This window comes from Variovorax sp. 350MFTsu5.1, assembly GCF_048302515.1.
Classification (GTDB): Bacteria; Pseudomonadota; Gammaproteobacteria; order Burkholderiales; family Burkholderiaceae_C; genus Variovorax; species Variovorax guangxiensis.
The window spans coordinates 449,119-469,724 of sequence record NZ_CP157621.1 but is presented as its reverse complement, the minus strand read 5'-3'; the positions used below and the strand labels follow the sequence as shown (position 1 = coordinate 469,724).

At 62.3% G+C, this 20,606-nt stretch carries 22 protein-coding genes and 2 pseudogenes; 14 read left to right on the top strand and 10 right to left on the bottom strand.

The features are described from left to right. Positions 1 to 978: 978 nt before the first annotated feature. On the top strand, positions 979 to 1,170 hold the full coding sequence (locus tag ABL843_RS33665; RefSeq protein ID WP_369662737.1) for a hypothetical protein: 192 nt from the start codon (positions 979 to 981) through the stop codon (positions 1,168 to 1,170). 25 nt (positions 1,171 to 1,195) lie between these two features. Here the strand turns inward: ABL843_RS33665 and ABL843_RS33660 are convergent, their stop codons facing one another. Then, a complete protein-coding gene (locus ABL843_RS33660; RefSeq protein WP_418120683.1) occupies positions 1,196 to 2,059 on the bottom strand; it encodes a response regulator in 864 nt (287 codons plus the stop codon). 471 nt (positions 2,060 to 2,530) lie between these two features. Between ABL843_RS33660 and ABL843_RS33655 the strand changes: the two genes are divergently transcribed. Next, a complete protein-coding gene (locus ABL843_RS33655) occupies positions 2,531 to 4,951 on the top strand; it encodes a hypothetical protein (RefSeq protein ID WP_418120682.1) in 2,421 nt (806 codons plus the stop codon). A 44-nt stretch (positions 4,952 to 4,995) separates the two neighbouring features. After that, positions 4,996 to 5,772: a hypothetical protein gene (locus ABL843_RS33650; RefSeq protein ID WP_418120681.1), complete on the top strand. Its 777-nt coding sequence runs from the start codon at positions 4,996 to 4,998 to the stop codon at positions 5,770 to 5,772. A 121-nt stretch (positions 5,773 to 5,893) separates the two neighbouring features. Here the strand turns inward: ABL843_RS33650 and ABL843_RS33645 are convergent, their stop codons facing one another. Continuing rightward, the gene (locus tag ABL843_RS33645) at positions 5,894 to 6,475 is read right to left on the bottom strand and encodes a TetR/AcrR family transcriptional regulator (protein ID WP_418120680.1); all 582 of its coding nucleotides are present in this window, start codon (positions 6,473 to 6,475) and stop codon (positions 5,894 to 5,896) included. Positions 6,476 to 6,664: 189 nt separating this feature from the next. Here ABL843_RS33645 and ABL843_RS33640 point away from each other — a divergent pair, with 189 nt between their 5' ends. After that, positions 6,665 to 7,369, top strand: coding sequence for a hypothetical protein (locus tag ABL843_RS33640; RefSeq protein WP_418120679.1), 705 nt, complete (start codon positions 6,665 to 6,667; stop codon positions 7,367 to 7,369). 59 nt (positions 7,370 to 7,428) lie between these two features. On the opposite strand, the gene ABL843_RS33635 is transcribed toward ABL843_RS33640, so the two are convergent. The 3 genes from ABL843_RS33635 to ABL843_RS33625 are packed head-to-tail and all read right to left on the bottom strand — an operon-like array spanning position 7,429 to position 8,823. After that, positions 7,429 to 7,815, bottom strand: coding sequence for a hypothetical protein (locus ABL843_RS33635; protein WP_418120678.1), 387 nt, complete (start codon positions 7,813 to 7,815; stop codon positions 7,429 to 7,431). Between the two features lie 55 nt (positions 7,816 to 7,870). Further along, positions 7,871 to 8,371 (bottom strand): DUF4189 domain-containing protein, encoded by a 501-nt coding sequence (locus ABL843_RS33630; protein ID WP_369662730.1) that lies wholly within the window; start codon positions 8,369 to 8,371, stop codon positions 7,871 to 7,873. A 5-nt stretch (positions 8,372 to 8,376) separates the two neighbouring features. Beyond that, complete coding sequence (locus ABL843_RS33625) at positions 8,377 to 8,823, bottom strand: lysozyme inhibitor LprI family protein (protein WP_369662729.1); 447 nt, start codon at positions 8,821 to 8,823, stop codon at positions 8,377 to 8,379. Between the two features lie 133 nt (positions 8,824 to 8,956). Here ABL843_RS33625 and ABL843_RS33620 point away from each other — a divergent pair, with 133 nt between their 5' ends. Further along, the gene (locus tag ABL843_RS33620; protein WP_418120677.1) at positions 8,957 to 9,673 is read left to right on the top strand and encodes a hypothetical protein; all 717 of its coding nucleotides are present in this window, start codon (positions 8,957 to 8,959) and stop codon (positions 9,671 to 9,673) included. A gap of 19 nt (positions 9,674 to 9,692) precedes the next feature. Here ABL843_RS33620 and ABL843_RS33615 read toward each other — a convergent pair whose 3' ends face one another. From ABL843_RS33615 to ABL843_RS33605, 3 genes are all read right to left on the bottom strand, one after another. Continuing rightward, complete coding sequence (locus ABL843_RS33615) at positions 9,693 to 10,847, bottom strand: helix-turn-helix domain-containing protein (RefSeq protein ID WP_369662727.1); 1,155 nt, start codon at positions 10,845 to 10,847, stop codon at positions 9,693 to 9,695. A gap of 12 nt (positions 10,848 to 10,859) precedes the next feature. Next, positions 10,860 to 11,429 (bottom strand): TetR/AcrR family transcriptional regulator, encoded by a 570-nt coding sequence (locus ABL843_RS33610; RefSeq protein ID WP_369662726.1) that lies wholly within the window; start codon positions 11,427 to 11,429, stop codon positions 10,860 to 10,862. Positions 11,430 to 11,616: 187 nt separating this feature from the next. Then, on the bottom strand, positions 11,617 to 12,423 hold the full coding sequence (locus ABL843_RS33605; protein WP_418120676.1) for a hypothetical protein: 807 nt from the start codon (positions 12,421 to 12,423) through the stop codon (positions 11,617 to 11,619). A gap of 401 nt (positions 12,424 to 12,824) precedes the next feature. Between ABL843_RS33605 and ABL843_RS33600 the strand changes: the two genes are divergently transcribed. The 7 genes and pseudogenes from ABL843_RS33600 to ABL843_RS33570 all read left to right on the top strand — a co-directional run. Continuing rightward, on the top strand, positions 12,825 to 13,592 hold the full coding sequence (locus ABL843_RS33600) for a PASTA domain-containing protein (protein ID WP_418120675.1): 768 nt from the start codon (positions 12,825 to 12,827) through the stop codon (positions 13,590 to 13,592). Between the two features lie 68 nt (positions 13,593 to 13,660). After that, a complete protein-coding gene (locus ABL843_RS33595; protein ID WP_369662723.1) occupies positions 13,661 to 14,416 on the top strand; it encodes a hypothetical protein in 756 nt (251 codons plus the stop codon). 24 nt (positions 14,417 to 14,440) lie between these two features. Beyond that, positions 14,441 to 15,091, top strand: coding sequence for a hypothetical protein (locus tag ABL843_RS33590; protein WP_418120674.1), 651 nt, complete (start codon positions 14,441 to 14,443; stop codon positions 15,089 to 15,091). An 8-nt stretch (positions 15,092 to 15,099) separates the two neighbouring features. Further along, positions 15,100 to 15,693 carry a hypothetical protein gene (locus ABL843_RS33585; RefSeq protein ID WP_369662721.1) on the top strand — a complete coding sequence of 198 codons (594 nt, stop codon included), beginning with the start codon at positions 15,100 to 15,102 and terminating at the stop codon, positions 15,691 to 15,693. After that, entirely contained in the window at positions 15,675 to 16,226 is a 552-nt protein-coding gene (locus tag ABL843_RS33580; RefSeq protein WP_418120673.1) for a DUF4189 domain-containing protein, read from the top strand. Before ABL843_RS33585 ends, ABL843_RS33580 begins: the two co-directional genes overlap by 19 nt. A gap of 32 nt (positions 16,227 to 16,258) precedes the next feature. Continuing rightward, the gene (locus ABL843_RS33575; protein WP_418120672.1) at positions 16,259 to 16,753 is read left to right on the top strand and encodes a DUF4189 domain-containing protein; all 495 of its coding nucleotides are present in this window, start codon (positions 16,259 to 16,261) and stop codon (positions 16,751 to 16,753) included. A 139-nt stretch (positions 16,754 to 16,892) separates the two neighbouring features. Next, positions 16,893 to 17,135, top strand: a pseudogene (locus tag ABL843_RS33570) (tyrosine-type recombinase/integrase); the annotation flags it as partial. Between the two features lie 55 nt (positions 17,136 to 17,190). On the opposite strand, the gene ABL843_RS33565 reads toward ABL843_RS33570, so the two are convergent. Continuing rightward, positions 17,191 to 18,326 (bottom strand): IS3 family transposase gene (locus ABL843_RS33565; RefSeq protein WP_418116623.1). Its coding sequence is split into 2 segments (ribosomal slippage): positions 17,191 to 18,065 and positions 18,065 to 18,326, totalling 1,137 coding nucleotides; the frame shifts between segments, so codons are not numbered across the junction. 69 nt (positions 18,327 to 18,395) lie between these two features. Between ABL843_RS33565 and ABL843_RS33560 the strand changes: the two are divergent. Continuing rightward, positions 18,396 to 18,482 (top strand): annotated as a pseudogene (locus ABL843_RS33560) (integrase); the annotation flags it as partial. Between the two features lie 178 nt (positions 18,483 to 18,660). Here ABL843_RS33560 and ABL843_RS33555 read toward each other — a convergent pair. Next, positions 18,661 to 19,176: a hypothetical protein gene (locus ABL843_RS33555; RefSeq protein WP_418120671.1), complete on the bottom strand. Its 516-nt coding sequence runs from the start codon at positions 19,174 to 19,176 to the stop codon at positions 18,661 to 18,663. Between ABL843_RS33555 and ABL843_RS33550 the strand changes: the two genes are divergently transcribed. Next, complete coding sequence (locus tag ABL843_RS33550; RefSeq protein WP_418120670.1) at positions 19,175 to 20,590, top strand: IS1182 family transposase; 1,416 nt, start codon at positions 19,175 to 19,177, stop codon at positions 20,588 to 20,590. The two genes, ABL843_RS33555 and ABL843_RS33550, sit on opposite strands and share 2 nt — an antisense overlap. Positions 20,591 to 20,606 lie beyond the last annotated feature (16 nt).

Here is a 20,606-nt window from a genome sequence, read left to right as displayed (position 1 = left end):
TTGGCTGAAGGCTCAGGCGCTCAATCCACTTCCTAGGGTGGTTTTCTCCAATGGAGTCGGGCCACCAGCAGTGGGCCCCGGTGCTTGGCGAGCGTGCTTTTCCAGCCTTCGCTTGGATTCCAGCCGCCAACGCAGATGTCAGGGCGACACCGCAAGCCAGGGCTGACGGCGCGGGTACCTGCAACAAAACTTCGCTGACACTTGGCTACTTCTCTGGGGCAAGGGGGCCCGCATATCAATTCACCCTTCGCGGACCAGCAAGCATGCGATGACCTCACCTTGCAAGACATAGCGTCAAATGCGTGAGGTTTTTTTGATGCCGCCTCATCCCTTTTTGAGTTGTATACATGCAACATATTCGTCTTCTAGCTCTCGCAGCTCAAAAGCCTTGCCTCGATTCCATCAAAAAATGAACTGGTGAATTTCAATTTCAATATGAATAAAAAGCCACAATTCATGAATTCCCATCGATCGCGTCCCCATGCATGCGAGCACGAATTGAAGTTGTCTAATTCACGTGCCCTTCCCTTCACACCATCGCCTATTTCTGGCCGCGGACTGCGATGAGCTTGGTCAGCGACGATCCGCATGCAAAGCACGCTGTGCAACAAGTAGGAACTCTTGCTTGATCGCACGCACATGGAGCCCAGGTACGGCGGACTTGCGGCGGGGCGGTCACGGAGCCCTGTCCAATCCATCGGAGCCACCGGCCCTCGTCGCGACTAGCCCAGTGCTCAACCGAGGGATCCCCTGTCAAAGGAGCTGTCAATCGCGCGCCCGAAGCGGCCGAAGACGCGCATGCTGCGAGGCGAGCGGCGCGCTTACAGACTGGATAGCTGGCCTGGCATCACGGGTCCCTGCCTTCCAGCCTGCCTCCTATGAACGTGGGATTCGTGAAGAAGCCTGCCCTGGTCCACTGGGCCGCCAGGAAGCATGGAAAGCACAGCAATGCCTAGACGGACCATCCACAACGCGACCGTGACCTTGAAACTGCCGTTCGACATCGGTGCCAGCGCGGAGCTCATCGCCCTGCGGGCGGCCGGCATTCCGGTCGATGCGCTGGGCAATGCGGAACGGGGCTTTCTCTTCGTGCGGTCGAGCCATGGCAGGAGAAGCCAGACCAACATCTTCCGATGGTTTGCCGGCAAAGTCGGACAAGTGCCTGGCTAGCCGTGCTGGGACGTCGGCCCTGCGCTCAGCGGCGGGCGCGAAAGAGATCGCCTCGCCCACTGGGCTCGAACATATAGCCCACGCCCCAGATCGTCTGGATATAGGAAAATTCGCCGTCCTCCAGCAGCTTGCGCAGTCGTGAAACCTGCACGTCCAGGCTGCGATCGAAGACACCGAGTTCGCGCCCATGCGCGGCCCGAGCGAGCTTTTCGCGCGACAGCGGTTGCCTTGCATGACGAACCAGAACCTTGAGGAGCGCGATCTGGACCGTCGTGATGCCGAAGATCTCGCCGTTCTTGCGCAGCATGCGTGTGCCCAGGTTGAACTCGAAGGGCCCAAATCGCACAACCTCATTGCCCATTGAGGGGCCGCCCGGCTCCTCCTTCGCAGGACTGCGCCGCAGGATCGCCTGAATGCGCGCGCGCATCTCACGCGAATTGAAGGGCTTGCCGACATAGTCGTCGGCTCCCATCGTCAAGCCCCTGATCCGATCGGAATCCTCCGCCCTCGCGCTCAGGACGATGATTGGTGTGCGCACACACGCTGCACGCAGTTGCCTGCAAAGAGAGAAACCGTCCTCACCCGGCAACACAATGTCGAGCACGATGAGGTCGACGACGCTGCGAGACAGGATCGATAACAGCGATGCACCGCTGCGGGCCTCCAGCACCTTGTAGCCTTCTTGCGCAAGATAGCCGCCGAGCAGTTGTCGCGCGTGCGGGTCGTCATCGACGATGGCGATCACGTCGGCTCGCGGGGACGTTGTCATGCCAACAGAGCGTCGCGACCAGGCGAGCAGGTCCCGTGTCGGCACCTCGCGCGACACTGTCGCGAACTCGCCCTCCTCCCGATCGTCGCTGGCATTGCGCCACATTGATTTCAGATTCATGGGAAATGCCGGCCCATCCACTCAGATCGACCAGAAGCCTTAGCAGGAACGAAGAGGCTTGATTTATAGGGTCACGTCCATTGATTGATCAAATTCATCAGTTGTCAACTGTCGTGCGGCGGCGGCGTTGTGCGAAGTAGGACACCGACCGTCAAATGAGCACCCCTCGGCACCAGGAAGGCCGGGCGCGTTGCATTCCCAGTTCCTTGTCGATCAACCAGTTCAGGCGGGACGGGCAAGGTTGCGATCGCGGCGATGTGAACCGGGTTTCCTCGGCGAATGCTCGATGCTTGGATGGAACAAATGGCGTTGCGCGTCCGCGGGATCTTCATGGGCGGCTTTGGAGCGCCTCATCGCCGCCGAGTCCTCGCATCGTGACGGCCACCGCGTTTCACTCAGACTTCTTGCCCCCTTCATTCGATCCGGCAACAACGCTGCCACTATGGGCCTACGGATAGATAAGAGGCTGGCATGCTGAAAAAGAAACTCCTGGATATCGGACTGGGGACAGTGATGGCGCTGTCTCTGCTGTTCGTCTGCATCGCGGCAAACGCGTTCTCCGGCGATGCCACGGACAACGCGTTCGCCGCCTTGCTCTCCATGCCCGGTGCGGAACCGGCCGAAGGATTCTGGGATTTCCCGAAACCAGACGATCTTCCGGTGGCCAACCAGGCGGCACTGACCGCCTATCTGGCGAAGCAGCAGAAGGCCGGCGCGGACTTCAACGCCTACCGGCACGGGGGGACCCTGCTGCACCACGCCATCCGCGCCGGTCAGGACAGGACCGCGATCTGGCTGCTGGCCCATGGTGCGGATCCACGCAAGACGCTCCAGGGCGGTACTGACACCGCGGTGACGCTGAGTGCGAACTACAAGCGCGACAAGGTGTTGAAGGTGCTGGGCTCGGTCTACGGATTGACGACGACTGTCATCCGCCCCGCGCCGCCCAAGGCGCCGGTGGATGCCGCGCGCATCGCGTCGCTGTCCTTCGGCTCGCCCTCGGACGACAAGCTGGCGCGCGAATACATGCGCAAGCTGGCGATATCCGTGAGCTCCTACAACCCAAAGACCGAACAGTTGGCTGCCAGCGAAGCCGCCATCGCCGGATGGAGCGCGCTTGCCGGACGGCTCAAACCCGAAATCTACGCGCGCATCGTCGACGACGATCAGGCCCTGGGCAATCTGGTGCTGATGAACAGCCGCTCCGCAGCCGGTCTCGACAGCGCACTGGCCGGCGTCCCGAAACCAGTGCTGCAGCGCCACGCCCAAGCGGCGCTTCGCGGGCTAGTCCAACGAGCCTGGGTTCAGTTCCCGCACGATGCCAGCCAGTCTCCCAGCTACGGAGTGCCGCCAGAGCTTTGGCGCGCGCTCTGGCGACATCTGCCGAAACCGATGGACTATGCCGAATGGCCCGCGCTGGCCGGGCGCATCCAGCCGGAGCTCTGGGACGAACTGTTCGCCAGTGGCTATGCCAACCATGACGCTGACACCGCCTTGCAGTGCTTGCCTTCGGACATGGATGCAGGCAGCTTCAGGGCTGCATGGCCCCTCATGCGGGAGCGATTCGCCAATGCGCGCGAGGCCGTCGCGCGCACCGTCCTGAGCCCGTTCCGCCTGATCGGCTCGCAGCATCCCGCCTGCTACGCGGCCAAGGACACCGAGACACGCGACAAGCTGCTGTTTCTGGCCTCGCAAGGCATCCCCCGGCCGATCCGCGGCATCGACCGCAGACGGCTCGGCGACAGCGCCAAAGTGCTGCTTCCGGCCATGAACCCTTTCATCGATGACACGCCTGCGGGTAGGCCTCGGCTCGTCGATGCCAACGTGAATTGCCGCTTCGAGCTGAGCGATGTGCTGTACCGCGAACTTCTGAACAACACTGTGGTGAAGAACGCGGCGGACGGCACGATGAGCGCGCGTATCGAAACGGTGCAATTGGTCGAGATTCCGGGGGACGCGGACTGTGGCCTGCTGGTCGGCGGCAGCAGCCAGATCGGTGGCTATGTGAGCGGAACAGTCGATACCTTCACAGGCCCCGAACTCAACCCCACGCCCTCGTGCCCCGATCCAAGCGATTGGTACGAGGTGTGGCACGAACGCGGAGGAAAGATCGAGCGGCTGAACACCGACCTCGGTGGCGAAGACAACGTGCCACGACTGTTCCCCGTGAAGGACACCGTCACGGGCCGCCGCTACTACCTGCACGACGGAGGACAGAACGGAAAATGCCACGGAGGCCGCAGGCTGCCGTTCACCTTCGAATGGAAACAATCACCGCAAGGCCTCGCGCTGATGAAAAACACCGCCTCCCCCGACCTGGAAGACGCGCTGTACGCGCAGTGCACCTTCGACGAAAAGACGTACGTGCACTGCGACGGCCTCCCGGCGATGAATGTCACGGCCGGGCCCTCTACCGAAATGAACCGGAACAGCGCCTTCAAGGACATGGACCTGCAGGCCTTTTTCAAGGTGTTCAGAAAGACCCAGTTCGACGAGTACCAGGCAGCGGTGCAGGCACTCGACAGGCCACGACTGCAGCAATTCAAGACGGAAGGCGTACCCGGTCCGTGGACCGCGCAAGCCCTCAAGTCGCTCGCCGGCTCGGCCCTGCCGCTGGCCGACAAGCGCCATCGCATCGCCTGGCTGTTCGCCGATCATGCTCAGCTGGCGCGCGCTCTGGACGGCGAAGTTCTCGAATCCTTGGCAGGCTGGTTGCCACGCAAGGACTGGGGGCCGGTGTGGGGTGTCGTGACCAGCGATCGTGAGGCTTACCACTACGGCCTCGCCTACCTGCGCGCGAATGTCGCTGAGAAAAAGAACGACGCGCTGGCCTGCGATATCGACCACGCGCAGGGGCTGATGTGCGGCGAGACCTGGGGGGTCGACCGATGAGCATGTGGATGTCGGCCTTCGCCCGACATGCAACACTCGAGCTCATGGACGAAACACTCTCATCCTTCGCACAAGACCCGGATCTGGTGTCGTTCGAGTCGTTGATTCCGGGCTGCCGTTGGCGTGTCCTCAAGCCACGTCACCTGCCCATCGAAGCAGGGATCCGCGCGGAGCAGGCCAGGCTGGCAGGCAAACGATGGCTCGTGGTCGGGTTGCTGCGGGAGCTCGATGGTGATTACCTGACTCTCGATACCGTGCATCTCGATGCAGCGTTCGATGATGAAGGCGAGGCCCTGACGCGCGCGCGTTCGCTGCAAGCGGAAATGATGGCGACGATGCGCGTGAAGTTGAAAGATGCGAACTGCCAATCTGAACCCCCCAGGTGGCCTCTGAAGGAGGCATTGTTTGGAAGGCCTGTGCTGCACGCGGGGGACACCGCCTACTTCGATGCCCCCAACCTCTGGTCCTGGGCGTGGGTCGATGTCGCCGTCCTTCCCATCGACCCTGCATCTCCGCTCAACGTCGAACTCATCGACGCGATCGGCGAGCCTTACGATCTGGGTGCGCTTCAAAAGCATTTCGAGAGGGTTGGGGAGTCGCTCGGTGTTGGTGTACGCCCACCATGGACGATGCCGCCCGCAACCGCTCCCATGACGCCGCCGGAGTTCTCGCACCTGAACGTCAAACGCCCGCCCATCTTCTGGAGACTCTTGTCTTGGTTGGTGCCTGCACTGGGCATCCTGGCCATGATCGCCGGCTATTCTGGGGTCATCGGCCATCACTCTCAACGCCACAACGCAGCGCCGACAGAGCACCGCTGAGCGTACAGCGCATGTTCGGTCGGTGCGACGCAAACAAGGCGTGCAGCCTGCTGCGATCTCTACGCACCGACCGACGACATGTTCAACCAGAGGGAACGGCTCCACTGGAACGCTCGCCTGGCTAGCGGACGCCCCCCGTATCCGCCCGTGCCTCGTTCAAGAGCGCCTGAGCCGCCACCCACGCCCGAGCGGCGGCCTTCGAATCACCAACGGCCCGTGCATCAGCTGTGGCGCCGCTGAGCAGCATCACGTACACATTGGCCAGCCGACGCGCGGCACTGCGATTGACCACCTCTCGAAGCAGGCGCTCGATCATCGCGAGCAGGTCATTGCGATAGCGCACCGCCACATCGGTCACCGTGGGACACGTATCCCCGAACTCCGCCAGCGCTCGCTCGAACAGGCAGCCCGCAAACGTGGGACTGCGAAACCACGTCCCATACCAATCGAAGATCCCTTTCAGGCGCGCGCTAGCGTCGGGCATGGGCGCGAGCTTGGCAGCCATGCTGTCCATGATGAAGGCGTAGCGCTGTTCGAGCACTGCCCTGATCAAGTCTTCCTTGCTGGCGAAATGATGGTAGAGCGTCATGCGGGCGACCTCCGCCTCGTCGATGATCCGCTCGATGCCGACCGGGTGAAAGCCATGAAGGGAGAACAGCTCGCCGGCCTTGTCCACCACCTGCTGGCGCTTGCTCGCGCGCATTCCGTCGTCTCCTGGTTGTACGACGAAATCTTAGCTGAGCTTTGGCAGTGGCGATTGCCCATCGGTTGCGCCTTGTCGGATTGACCAGTCGCAGGAGCCCAAGGAAACTACCGCCATGAAATCGCTTCGCATCCCCGCCCTGTGTGCAGCGCTGTACCTTGCATCCACATCATGCATTGCCGGCGGGCCATGGAGAGCTCGAGTACACGCCCGGATCTGTTCTTTGCGTGGCTCTCGTCCGCCGACGATAGCGAAGGGGTTGTCGTCAATCTTCAGAGGCATGCGGATTTTCTCCGGCTGACTGAGCATTGCAAAAGCGGATTGCCCGTCTACCGCTACGGGCAGAACACTCGATACACATGTAAGGCCGAGCCGTATGACACCGGCAGTCCGGATAGCAGGAAAATCGCCCAGGTCACAGTGAAAGGGCCGACCCCGAAGTCAACAACAGCTCAGTTCGGCATGTTCTCGTTGAAGCCCACGCGGACCACGCGCTGGAACACAAGAGCCATCACGCCCGACGAACAAGCTGCACTGAAGAGCTTTATCGATGTCCGCAAGCCGCGTCTGCGCGTGGCCGTCAAGCAGCTGAAACTCGCCGCGGTCACCGTGACCTTCGCCTCGGATGAAGAACGCGCAACGCTCATCGTGCCAGGCAACGAAGTCCGGGACGAACCAGGCGGTTACTACGCGCAGCGACACTATGTCTTTGTCAAGGACCATGGCGCGTATGCCTACCGAGGCATGCTGCCTGCCAAACCCGTGCAGTACTTCGACCTCGACGGCGGCGATCTTCCCAACGTTCTTGTCGAGGAGGATTGCGACGGCTTGTGCATTTCCCTGTGGAGCATCTCCAAGGGGATCCGCAGCGTCGCCGGGTTCGGTGGTCACTGACGCTGCCCCGATGATGAAGTTTGTGCAGTTGTTCGAGAGGCTGATTCAGACGTGAATGCTCACACGAACGAAGGCGGGTCCAGCGTCCGTTGCGCAAGAATGCCTCGATCGACGAGCAGTTTCAGCAGTTCCGTGTATGTCTGGCATGCGCTGGCAGCGCTGTGCTCCAGCGCCTTCCCAAGCTCGTCCTCGCTGCCATGCACACGCGTGTATCGCAACGCGACCGACGTGTTCAGCGTGGCAAACGCTCCGCACAACTGGACGAACGCAACTGTCTCCTCGAACAGCCTGGTCTTGACCTCTATGGCGATCATCATGTCAGAGCCGTATCCGCACTCTGCGTCCACCTTCGCGGCATAGGCATTCAAGTCGTATGCAGGAAGCCAATGCGGCGCCCAACCATTCAGGTTCGAGGCGATCTGGCCGATGCTCGCGTTCAATGCCATCGTGAAACTCCTCTCGCTCCGATGACGTGGTTACAGGCGGATGAAGTCTCGGCCGCTAACGATTCCGCCCCGGCGAGCTGCAGTCCGTGTAGTAGACGTGGCACCCGGTGTCGCCATCGCTGCTGCAGATCGCCATGCCTTTCTGAATGGCTTCCTCCTTTGTGCCGGCGGCCGCCGTACTGAATCCACGGCTTCCGACGAGCATCACTCCGCATCCGTTGGAATAGGAAAGCTGGAGCTTGCAAGGCGATCCTCCCTTGGCTTGGCAATCGGCCAAGGCCTTGCACTGAGCACCTTGCTCACTGCGCTCCCCGATAGCAATCCCAAGCACGCCCTTCACGCCGTCGGTAGCGATCGCGCCCCAACGAGACTCCAGCGGGGCGGGAGAACCATAGCCACTGTTTTGAGGGGATTGCTGCGCGCTGGGGGCACGCCCGCAAGAAGTCGCACTGTAAGGAATCCAACCCGGCGGGCAGGCCACCTGCGCGCGAGCGTGGAGTGCGAAGACAAGCATGCCCAGCACGGCCAGAAAGGAAATGAAGCGCCCCGCGTTCATCGTATTCACTGGTCCTTCGCAATGGACAGGTACTTCTCCAACACATTGGCGCGTTCGCAGAGCCTGAAAATCCCATTGAGCTTGACCTGCATGCCCGCGATGGGCTCGTCTGCGTAGAGCGCTTCCTCGAAGACGGAACTCCTCGTCTGCAGTTCCAGCCATGCCCGCTGCGCGCCCACAAGACTTTCCTTTTCCCGCGCGCCGAGCCTGGCGAGCAGTGCCTTATAGGTCTTGTTCAGGCGTGCGTCCTGTTTCGCCTGTTCATCGGAGTGGCATGCGGCGATGGCGATCCTGTCGGAGCTGGCCTTGTCGATGCATGCGAAGAACGCAGCAGTGATGCCCTTGGGCGCCTCGCGCCTGATCAACTGGCCGGTGCTCTCGTCGGCCTGGGCTGCGACGCAATGGACGAAGACGGCAAGAGAGATGGCGATGGTCTTGAATGTTCTCTTCACGATTTCATTACCGCTGGGGATTCCTGTACGGAGCGAGCCGGTGGCTTGCCGGAACGCATCGAACGCACACGGTGTGCGTTGAATGTATACCGATCAGTCTGATTTGAATAGAATTCCGGGCAATCGATCGAGCATGATCGCACTCGAGTTGCCGATGAACTTTTCGCGCATGAAGCCAGGCTTTTTTCGCACTGCAGCCAAGAGGGTTCGCGGTGTCCGGGAGTTCCACATGACGCATGTGGCTTCAGCCAGACATGTATTCGGCGCAGGCATCGCGGCCATCGGCATGATGAGCCTGTGCCTGGGATGCGGCAGCGCCCATGGCCAGCCTTCCGATCAGGGTGAAGCGGACCGCGGGCCAACATCGCAGCCCCTCTCCTCATCGGACCTCAGCGCGGACCAGGCTTTGCAGCGAATGCTGGAGTTGATCCGCAGCAGCAGAAGCGTTGCCGATGTCACGCCCGCATCCATGCAACGTGCGCTCGGCGTGCAGGTCAAGAAGGTCGACTCGCAGCAGTTTGGCTACGGCCAGCGTCTTCCCGGGAACTGGGCCTTCGGCATCATGCGGCAGGACGTGAGCGGCGCGGGGCGGGTGGACCTGACCTTCAGTCCGTTGCCTGGAATGCAGCCTGTGCCCTGGAGCCGCTGCGAACCCGATTTCGCCCGCTTCACGGCCCGGCTGGCAAGCATGGGCTTCGCACGCCATTCGTCCTATGGCGAACATGGTCGATGGCTGTACGACGTCTTCGAGCGGCCCGGCATGCGGGTCGAGGTGTACCCACTACCGGCCGAGCCCCGCAACGACGGGGCCCCGGCCCCTGCATGCGTCCAGATGGTGCTGATGCAATAGCACACCCGGCCGCGGCCGGTCAGTTGTTGAGCACGCCGAAAGGCAAGGTCCATCCGGAAAGGCTGCTTCCCACGTTCGACGGGTCCTTCACCGCGCGATCGCCCGGCATGAAGACCGGGCCGGCGCGATGCTCCATCGTCTCCTTGGGCGTGTGACCGAACTCGGCCTTGAAAAGGCGATAGAAGTACTTTTCGTCTGAGAAGCCGTGCGTCCATGCGACCTCGGCGATGCGCACATGCCGACGCCGTGGGTCACTGAGCACCTGGTACGCATGACGCAGTCTTCGGCGCCGGATCTGCCGCATGATCCCACCCTCCACCTCGAATAGCTGGTAGAGCCTGGCCCGTGAAAGCCCGACCTCCCGGCAGATCCTGTCGGGCGTGAGATCGGGCTCGAGCAGATGCGCATCGATGTAGTGATGAATCCGTTCCAGCAGCGCTGCACCGATCGAGCTGCCGGCCTCCCGTATCGTTTCGTCGGTCGGTGAAACGGCGGCGGCCATCAGCAGCAGCATCGACTGGACCACATGGGGCACGTCCTGCTGCCGCAACGTGGAGAGGTTCCGGAACAGCGACAGCATCTGGTCGGCCAGGAGCCGGCCAATGGCGCCGTTCAGCTTGCGATCGTGCAGGAATGCGGCGTGGCCCGGCAGGAGATACCTGGGCACGACCACGCTGATCACATCCCCCGCTTCGACGATGCAGTCGTTGAGTTGGGCCACGTCGTAGAAGAAGAGGTCACCGGCTCTCTTGATCGCGTCCGGTCCCATGTCGCGGCGGGTGACCTGCCCGCCCAGCAGCAGCGTGAGGCGAAAGGAGTCCTGCCCGTCCAATCGGATGCGCCGTGCGTTGCGGTCGACCGAATAGGTCAAAGGCCGAGTCCGACCGGGCCAGCGCCGTCCCGAGATGACCAGAGGCCCGAGGGCCGCGCCGGTGGCTTCCGCGTCGAAGGAACCATGGCCGTCGTCCTCGAATACGCAGTCGCAGAGGTTGTCCTTGACCCACAGGTGAAACCGGTCCCGCACGGGATAGTCGGTCGTGGAAAACCGGAAGACGGGAACGGCGTCCGGCCGGACCATGGCAGCGAGTTTTCTTCCCATAGGCCGAAGATCATCGCCGATCGCTGCTACAGCGCCGATGGACTGCGGCTCGCATCGGTGTTCTGCACGGCGCATGGGTGTCATGCCTCAAGGCTGCCTGGCCTTGTCGAGCAGCAACTTCGCCGCCTGCCATGCGTCATGCACCAGTTCCTCCGGATTTCCATGGGCCTGCGCCGCGGCGCCCGCGCCATGGAGAAGCATCGCGTACGCGAGCGCCAACCGCACGGCAGGCGCCTGCGGGAGCAGCATGCGCAGCATCTCGGCCATCTGCCTCTTCAGCGTGCTTCTGTAGCGAAGCGCCACATCCGAGATGCCCTTGGTGTGGACACCGAACTCCGACAATGCACGCTCGAAGAGGCATCCCGCGAACGCGGGCGTGCGAAACCAATCGCCGTGCCAGTCGAAGATGCCCTTGATCTTTCCGATAGGGTCGGGAATCTCCTCCAGCCTTCGCGCGATGCTGTCCAGGATGTCGTCGGAGCGCTGCTCGAGCACGGCCTGCACGAGATCTTCCTTGCGCGAGAAATGGCGATGCATCGCGATGCGCAGTTCGTCGGAGCCCCCGACGATCTCTTCGACGCTGACAAGGTGAAAGCCTCTTTCAGAAAAGAGTCGAGTCGCCTTTCCGACGAGCCGTTCACGGCTCTCCTGTTCCATGCCTTGTCCTCTGAGTCGCGACAGTCTGGCGATCACCATCGTCGGGGAGTAGTGACGGCGCATCGGGGATCCCGCGGCGTCGCCGAGTCAGGCGCATCGTAGTTCAGGAGCTTGCGGGCGCGAGTGTGATTTCATCCATATCAGGTGGAGATCCGGCGCCGCTACAGGCGCCAGGGCGCAGAAGGTTTCAGCAGGGAATCCGGCCGCCGCCCATCATGCACCAGCGCTGCGTTTCCTGTTGTGGCGGTGGGTACGGCAGCCCGGTCCTCGGATTGATCTGGTCGAGGCCTTGACCGCGGAGATTGTTTGTAGCGCGGATTGCCGCAGCTTCCGACAGAACTTTTTCAGTCGCTGCGCGTTGTTGCGCGAGGTCTGCCTTCTGTGCGACATCCACGTTCTTGGTCATGGTCACCAACCGTGCGAACTTCGGGTCACGAACATCCTGCAGGGGTGGCAGAGGCGGCAGGGCAGGCCCGATGAGTATCGGGCCGTCGTATCTCGGGACGGGCAGCTTCGACGGCTTGCCGAAGTCTGCCGCCATGCTGATGTCCCACGAGGCTGCGTTCATTCCGAGCGCGTATTCGTAGTCCCGATTCACGCTTGCCAGTGTGAGCGGCTCTGCTGGCGCGGCAAGCGGCTGTAGGGAAGCCGGCAGGGCCTGTCGTGCGGCAGGGTAGATGGCGCGCATCCAACTCCCTACGGCGAGGGAGTACTGGTACAGGACTGTTTCGTATGCGGCGAGTACCTGCGCCTGGCTGTAGCCGCCGGGATTTTCGAAGAACGGCTTGTAGGCGAGCAGGCTCTGGTAGTACTGCGCGTTGGCATTGCGCTGCGCGACGACAAACTGCTGCTGCGGATCACTCGAGGCGGGAGGCGCGTTCACCGCGCATCCTGAGAGCGCGCAGGCGACGATCACTGAGCCTGCCATCGCTCGCAGTACCGACCGGAGTTGGCGTGAAATTCCAGATGCCTGGAGCGCGGTGAGAACTTTCATCTCTATGCCTTCGTGGTGACTGTGTCGGTTGCGTCGGGCCCTGGAGGTGCGCGAATATATACCAGTCGATCTAGTTTGAATAGAATTCGCCGTGCGCAGACAGACAGTCATTGCGGAGGGTTCTTGATGCCGGCGAAGAGCGCGAGCGCAATGTCGTTTGATGTGTCGTCCCGACGTGCACACGTGGCTCGCTTCACACCCAAACTCACGACTGCAATCTGATGCTGGCACGTTGCCTCAACAACTCGACGCATCCTCGATCGCCGCATCAAAAACGCGTACGGACCCCGTCTTCATTTCAAACTTTCAATATGCTGTCACGCCCCTTTCTGAAAACCATCGGTGCATCTGCCACACGCCACGCGGCACTCGCGCTCGGTCTCGCGCTCTGCTTGCCGGCCATGGCTCAAACCGGCGCACCAGCACCGCGCGTGCAGTCCGACCTGAAGGACATCCGCATGCGGGCGATCACCAGCCTGCCCAAGGCGGGCGGCAGCGCCGACGACCGCAATAGCTGCTCATGGCGCGTGATCCAGCCGAAGTCAGCTGCTACCAAGGTGGTTGCGGCGCAGGGCTGGGCGGTGATGGCCGATGTGCCACTGGGTTCGTATCGCGCTGTCAGCTTCGCCGGCCAGATGGAGGCTGGAACGAGTGGCACCTGCACGATCACCCAGGGCAACGTGGCGGTGTTCGATGGCGACAGGCTCGTCGCGCTGGCCTACGGCAAGTCGCCCGAAGACCCCGCCATCGGCAACCTGACCGCGCTGGAAGGCGGCTCCGTGCGCGTGTGGGACGGAGACCTCGTCGGCTCCCCGGTGGGCGACCTGCGCGTCGAGGCCGACGGCACCCTGCACCTGGGCAAGCTGGCCGACGAGGAGTCGGTCTGCAAGGGCCGAGCCAAGGTGCCGAACGTCTACGGCATGCCGATCGACAAGGCGCGCAAGGTTCTGGCTGCCAACGGATGGAATCCGGTGCGCGGCGGGGCCAGCAGCGAGTCCCGGCAAGCCGGGCTGGTCAAGCGCGGCATCGCCGAAGCCGAGTCCTGCGCGGGTACCGGCCTTGCCTATTGCGACTTCGGCTATTCCGGCCCGGCAGGCCGACTGACCGTGACCACCGTGGGCGAGAAGGATCTTCCGAACGTCTCTGACTATGAGGTCAAGTGCCGCTGACCGCCGAGCGTTGGCGACCCCGTCCTGCTGTCCCCGCAACCTCAGAACTTCACACGCAACGTCTACCCATGCGAACCGCTACCAACGACCTGCGCGCACTGTCGGCATGTGCTCTTGTGATCTGCTTGAGCGCGTGCGAACCTGCCACGCCGCCCACCAGTCCCGCGACGGCACCCACGACACGAACAACGGCAACACCTGCGCCGAGCGCCCCTGAGCAGGTCAAGAATACGGCGTCGTCGCTGCAAACGCTGCTGAGCGTGTTCGCTGGTCAAACGGCCGAGGACTGGTCCGCGTTCGACAACCTCTCCGGTGTGCGCTGGAGCGATCCGAAGCCGCTGGACAACCCCGACTCGGTCTCTCCCGATGCCACGCACTACCGCGGCGGCGATATGCTGCTCGCTGGCTTCGGCGAAGTGGATGTGCCCGATGGCAAGGTGGGCGCGGAAGCCGGTATCAGGAAGGACAACGAAGGGCATGTCGGCGTGGTGCTCCACGGCAATGCGAACACGGTGCAGTCGATCGCGCTGCAGAAGTTCTATCCGAGCGACGACACGAAGAGCATCCTGCAGCGGCAGTTCGGTGGCGATGCGACGGTGACGCCCATCGCCGGCGATTGCGCGTTGGACGACGGCACGAGCGCTGCGAACACGCAGAAAAACGCCTTCTACGAACTGAGCATCGCCAATGTCGCCCTGCCTGTGTTCGCGGAAACCTATGTCGACGAAGACGGCGGCAACCAGGGACCAGGCTCGACGAACTTCGTCTTTTACCGGGCCAAGCCACAGCAACGCATCGCAAGGATGCACTGCAAGGCATCCTGAATCCGCGCGAAGAAAAGAGCATCCATGCGCCATATCCCTTCCCGCACTGGCCGCCGTTACCTGCAAGCCGTCGCGACGACAGCGTCGTTGCTTGCGGGTGCCGTATCGGCCCAGCCTCTGCAGATCGCTGCGGTTGGCAACAACACACCGCTGGAGCTGCTGCTGACCGACACCGTCAGGCAGGTCCCCTACAACCCCTACGCATCGCAACCCGGCGTGCGGTGGAAGAACGGCAAGGACGCTGGCCCCGAAGCCGAAGGCACCATCGAATTGCCCGGCGCGGGCGGCAAGCCGTCCGTGCAAGCGGTGCTGAGCGTCGAGCGTGACGCGCAGGGTCAGACCACGTCGGTCGGCGTGCTGATTCCGTCAGCCGGTCGCCAGAAGCCTTCGACGCAGTTCCGGGAGATCCTGCGCCAGCAGCTAGAGCCCGGCGCCACCGTCACGCTGATCGCCGACAATTGCGCCTGGGACGAAGGTGGCATGGAGCCCTGGAGCAAGGACGTCTTCATGCGCCTGAACTGGCCTGGGGAGCGGCGCGCCTTGTTCGTGCGCGGCCGCCTCAAGGCCTGGCCCGATGCCTCGTCCAGTGCGATTCATTCAGCATTCTTCTTCGATGCCGAGGATCCGTCGCAGCTGATCGAGCAGATGGGTTGCAAGCGTGCCAAGCAACCGTAGAGGCAGCCATGCCGTCTCGCATTGCGCTGTTCCTGCTGCTGCCCCTGATCGTAGCGTCGGCTCGCGCCGGAGAACCGAACGGGATCACGCCACAGGTCCAACAACCGCCGGCGCTGACCCGACAGGTTCCTCTTCGTTTCAAGCGCCACAACTTCCAGGCACTGTGCTACGACAGCATCGGATGCACCGTCGTCTACAACGGCCATCCACAGGTGCAGCAAGCCGAAGGCAAGCCCTCGCCCCCCAAGCCTGCCGGCGACAACGGCAAGGCCTGGGGATCGACGGAGCTCGGCATCCGGAATTTTCCGAAACCGGCTGAGGTTCGCTGGAAGTCGAAGGACGGGACGACGCACGAGGCGAGCGTCGACATCGGTTGGATCTTCAGGGACGAGCTCATCTGGCACGCCGTGCCCAAGGACGAGATGACCGACTTCCATGCGGGTCCCGTCGCCGGCGCGCCGGACGTTTACCTCGAGGTGGACGACCGCACGATCAGCGTCTACACGGCGATGTTCATTCCGACGCGAGACGAACAGGTCCACGGCAACAGGGACAGCAATTTCAGGAAGGACATCTTTCTCGTATGGCGCAAGACGTACTGAAGAAGCCCATGGCCACGACCGGGGGAGATGCATTCGCCATGAAGTTCTTGCTGCTGCTCCTGCTCGTGAGCCTATCGGGCATTTACCCCCTCGCTCATGCGGAGGGCGGCTGTCCTGCCGGCATGGTTCCCGAAGGCGGACAAGGTGTCATGTCTTGCAGACCGACCGGAGGTTACGGTCAAGGTGGGCAGGCCAACTCGGGACCGGGCAGCGTGACGTACATCGAGCGGTGGGGAGCTGTTGCGATGGACACCTACGAAACAGCGAACGTGGGAGCCTCGCATGACAAGTCCAGCCGTGCCGAAGCGGAAAGGATCGCCATGGACAACTGTCTCGGCCTGGGCTCCAAGAAGTGCCAGCTGATCTCGACCTATTCCAATGGCTGCGTGGCTTTGGCGGAGAGCAACACCCACTTTGGCATCGCGAGCAAGCCCACGTTGGGTGACGCCCAACGCGCCGCGATGCAGGAATGCAACGGTGCTCCTTGCAAAGTCGTCTTCACCAGTTGCAGCCAAGCGAAAGCGATTCGCTGATCTGCCGCGGCGCCAGAAAAAGGCACATATCGATGAAAGCAAAGATCCTTTTGCTCTGCTGCCTGTTGGGCCTGAGCACCCAGCTTCATGCGGAGGGCGGCTGCCCTGCCGGCACGGTTCCTGAGGGTGGACAGGGCGTATCTTCCTGCCGGCCCCTCCCAGGTTATGGTCAGCCTGGAGTCCCCGCTCCGTCGGGGCCGCGAAACGTGACGTACATCCAGCGGTGGGGAGCCGTTGCCCTGGACGCTCGATATACGGGCAACATCGGCGCATCGCGCGACAAGTCCAGTCGGCCCGAGGCGGAGAAGATCGCTATGGCGAACTGCATTTCTCTGGGCTCGACCCAATGCGAACTCGTCTCCGCCTACACCAACGGGTGTGTCGCTCTTGCGAAGAGCGACACGCACTACAGCGTTGCGAGTCGGCCTGCGTTGAACGAGGCGGAAAATGAGGTGCTGGGCCTGTGCGGTGATGCATCCTGCAAGATCGTCTACAGCAATTGCAGCAAGGCGATAACAGTTCGTTGAACCGCCGAGCAACCCGGGAAAATCTCACGGGGCGTGCTTGTTTGTTGGCGCCGACCGGAAACTGAGCCAGCGGGGGTGCGGATAAAAACTTGGACTGGTTTATGCCGCAAGTCCAAGGCTCACCGGTATTCAATAGGGCCGCGAGGCTGTGCGGGCGTGGATCCAGCGTACCGGACTGCGATCGGACGACTTCCTTTTCCCGAGCCGAATGCAGGACTCGCCGCACCTCGGCACCCGGCAATACGCCCGGATTCTTGGTGGCTGGGTCAGGGAGCTTGGCTTGGACCCTGCCGACTACGGAACGCACTCGATGCGACGGACGAAGGCAACGCTGATCTACCGGCGGATGAGGAACCTCCGCGCGGTGCAGTTGCTGCTCGGCTGACCTGCCCCCTCTTGCCATGCCATTCATAACGAGGAAGTCCGGGGTTGCAAGATTAATTGATCTCGGTGGTGTTTGAGCTGGGCCGAGCTGCATCGCCAGCGCGCTGGCGATGCAGCTCGGCGAACTTGGCTGGCGGCATGCGATTGCAACTGCTGTGCGGCCTGACCTCGTTGTAGTCCTGCCGCCAGGCGGTGATGGCCGACCTGGCCTGCACCAGCGTCTCGAACCACTGCTCGTTCAGGCACTCGTCCCTGAATTTGCCGTTGAAGCTCTCGATGTAGCCGTTCTGCATGGGTCGCCCGGGCTCGATAAGGATGTGGCGGATGCCATGGGTCTGGGCCCAACCCATGAAGGCGCGACTGGTGAACTCGGGGCCGTTGTCCGTGCGCACGGCCAGCGGATAGCCTCTGAAGACCGCCGCCTGGTCCAGCAGCCGCGTCACGTACTGCCCAGAGATGCCCCAGTCCACCGAGATGCTCACGCACTCGCGGCTGAAGTCGTCGGCCACCGTCAGGCACTTGATGCGCCGCCCGGTGCTCAGGCTGTCGCTGACGAAGTCCATGCTCCAGACCTCATTGACCGTCCTGGCCAGTTGCAGCGGCACGCGCTCGCTGACGGGCCGCTTGGCCTTCTTGCGCTTGCGCACGGCCAGGTTGGCCGCGCTGTAGAGCCGGTAGACCTTCTTGTGGTTCACGCCGGGGAAATGCGGGCGCAGCATGTCGTGGATGCGCCGATAGCCGAAGCGCCGGCGCACATGCGCGATCTCGACGATCTTGCTGCTGAGCTCCTGGGTCATGGCATCGATCTCAGGTGGGTTGCGCCAACTGTCGCGTGAGAGCCCCACAAGCCTGCACGCCCGTCGCTCGCTCAGATCGCATTGCTCGATCATGGTGGCGATGGCGGCACGCTTGGCCTGTGGGGCTAACGCTTTACCCCGAAGGCGGTGTTCAGCGCGTGGATGTCCAGGTGGGCTTCGGCCAACAGCTTTTTGAGCTTGTTGTTCTCCGCCTCCAGTTCACGCAGTCGCCTCGCATCGGGCACCTCCATGCCACCGTACTTGGCTCGCCACTTGTAGAAGGTGGCGTCGCTGAAGCCGCCCTTGCGGCACAGCTCCTTGATCGGCAGGCCGGCCTCGGCCTGCTTGATGAAACCGATGATCTGCTCCTCGGTGTATCTGCTCTTTCTCATGTCCGTCATTCTCCAAGTTGACGGACTTCGCTGCCATTACGCTGGTACGGCCGGGAGGGGGCAGGTCACGGCCACTCCAAGCTCGAGTCGACAGTCAGATACCTGGGCATCGAGGTGGATGACGCCCTGGAGATCTCAGAGCAGGCGGAAATTTGAAAGAGCGTCGATTGAGCGGTGCAAATCCGTCCGCCTTGCTGCAGCAGTGAGGCGGATCGATGCCCCACCAGATGGCTCGATTGTGGCGCACAGCTGTCATTCAGCTGGCCACGCCGACTGACTGCTGCCAGTCTGAAGCGTGCGTACGCGCAGGATAGCTGTGCAGCGACAGTCGCCTCTACTTCGGATTGACCGACGTCGACTTTATTGAGCCGTCAGCGCCGACGACGATGGAGATTTGGCCTCCCAATTGGGACTGCCGAGCACCGATATACCATTCGCCAGATTTGCGGCCGATAGAAAAAGCCGGGCCCCATCGGAGGCCCTCGCGCAGGGCGTGGCCTCTTGCCGCGCGAAAGGCTGCCACCGCATCCAAACCATCGGTATCGTCAATCAGCTGGCCATCGCTCTGACGAAATCGGAAAGTCACCTCAGAATCGAATGTCACATTCCATTCGCCGCCTTCAAGATCCCACCAAAAGGTCGGTAGTGTGTCGCCCCAGCGGGAACGGCCTATCTCGATGGCTTTCGATAGTGCTTCTACTTCATCCATAGTGACTGTCCGCTCTTTATCTACATTGTGCCGTCGCAACGAACGGCTGGTTCTGGCCGATTGTGTTGAAAAACACTGCCGAATTCTAGGAACTGGCTCGCGGTTTGCATGCCCTTCGTCATCGATGGAGGCATGCATCATGATGGGTCAGAGCATCGTTCAAGATCAGCTGTTTTACGCATTCAAGCTCGAGGATCACGTCCCACGCGATCACTTGCTGCGAGGCATTGACCGCTTCCTCGATCTTGGCGATCTGCGCCAACATCTGGCGCCGTTTTACAGCCATACCGGCCGACCCTCGATCGATCCCGAACTCATGATCCGCATGCTGGTCATCGGCTACTGCCTAGGCATCCGATCCGAGCGTCGGCTGTGCGAGGAAGTCCATCTCAACTTGGCCTATCGCTGGTTCTGTCGCCTTGGCCTCGAGGACAGAGTGCCCGATCACTCGACCTTCTCCAAGAATCGCCACGGCCGCTTCCGCCAGAGCGATGCATTGCGCTTCGTCTTCGAGGCAGTGCTGCGCCGTTGCATGAGCGAAGGCCTGGTTCAAGGTGAGGGATTCGCCGTCGATGCCAGCATCATCAAGGCCGACGCCAACCGTGCACGCAACGTTCCTGCTTCCGACCTCGCGCAATGGCGCCAGGGCACCCAGTGCAACCGCGCGGTGCGCGAGTACCTTGACGCGCTCGATGCCCAAAATCCGGTGACCGAGGATGTGCCTGAAGAGGTACACGAAACGGCGGCTGCATCACGGAACGTCTCCCCGACCGACCCGGCTGCGCAGTGGACCGCAGCACCAGGTGGTCCTGCGTTCTACGCTTACTCAACCAACTACCTGATCGATCTGTCGGCGGGGATCATCATGGACGTGGAGGCAACGCCGGCACACCGCACGCAGGAGGTCGAATCCACTCGGACGATGATTGACCGTGTAGAGCAGCGCTTCGACATCAAGCCGCGACGGCTCGTGGGCGACACCGCGTACGGCACCGCGCCACTGCTCGGCTGGATGGTCGAGAGCAAGCAGATCGAACCTCACGTGCCTGTGTGGGACAAGACCGTGCGCAAGGACGGAAGCCTGTCAATCGGCGAGTTCCGGTGGCAGCCTGAGCGCAATGAATATGTTTGCCCTGAAGGCCGTGTGCTGCGTAACGACCGGCGGCAGTTCACGACGCCGCGCACCCGCATCACCAAAGCCGACACCATCATCTATCGGGCGAGCCAGGCGGACTGCATCGCCTGTGGGACGAAAGATCGCTGCTGCCCGAGCACGCCATTCCGGAAGATCGCTCGCAGCATCCATGAGGGTGCACGTGAGACGGCACGATCCATTGCGCAGACACCGCATTACAGCCAGTCGCGCAGGGAGCGCAAGAAGATAGAGATGTTGTTCGCGCACCTCAAGCGCATCATGAAACTGGATCGGCTCCGGCTTCGCGGGCTCAGTGGTGCGCAGGATGAGTTCTTGATGGCCGCCACCGCCCAGAACCTGCGGCGAATGGCGAAGTGGTTGATGCCATCTGAAGCGGATACGGCAATGCAGGCGACGTGAGAGGGCTGCAAGGCTG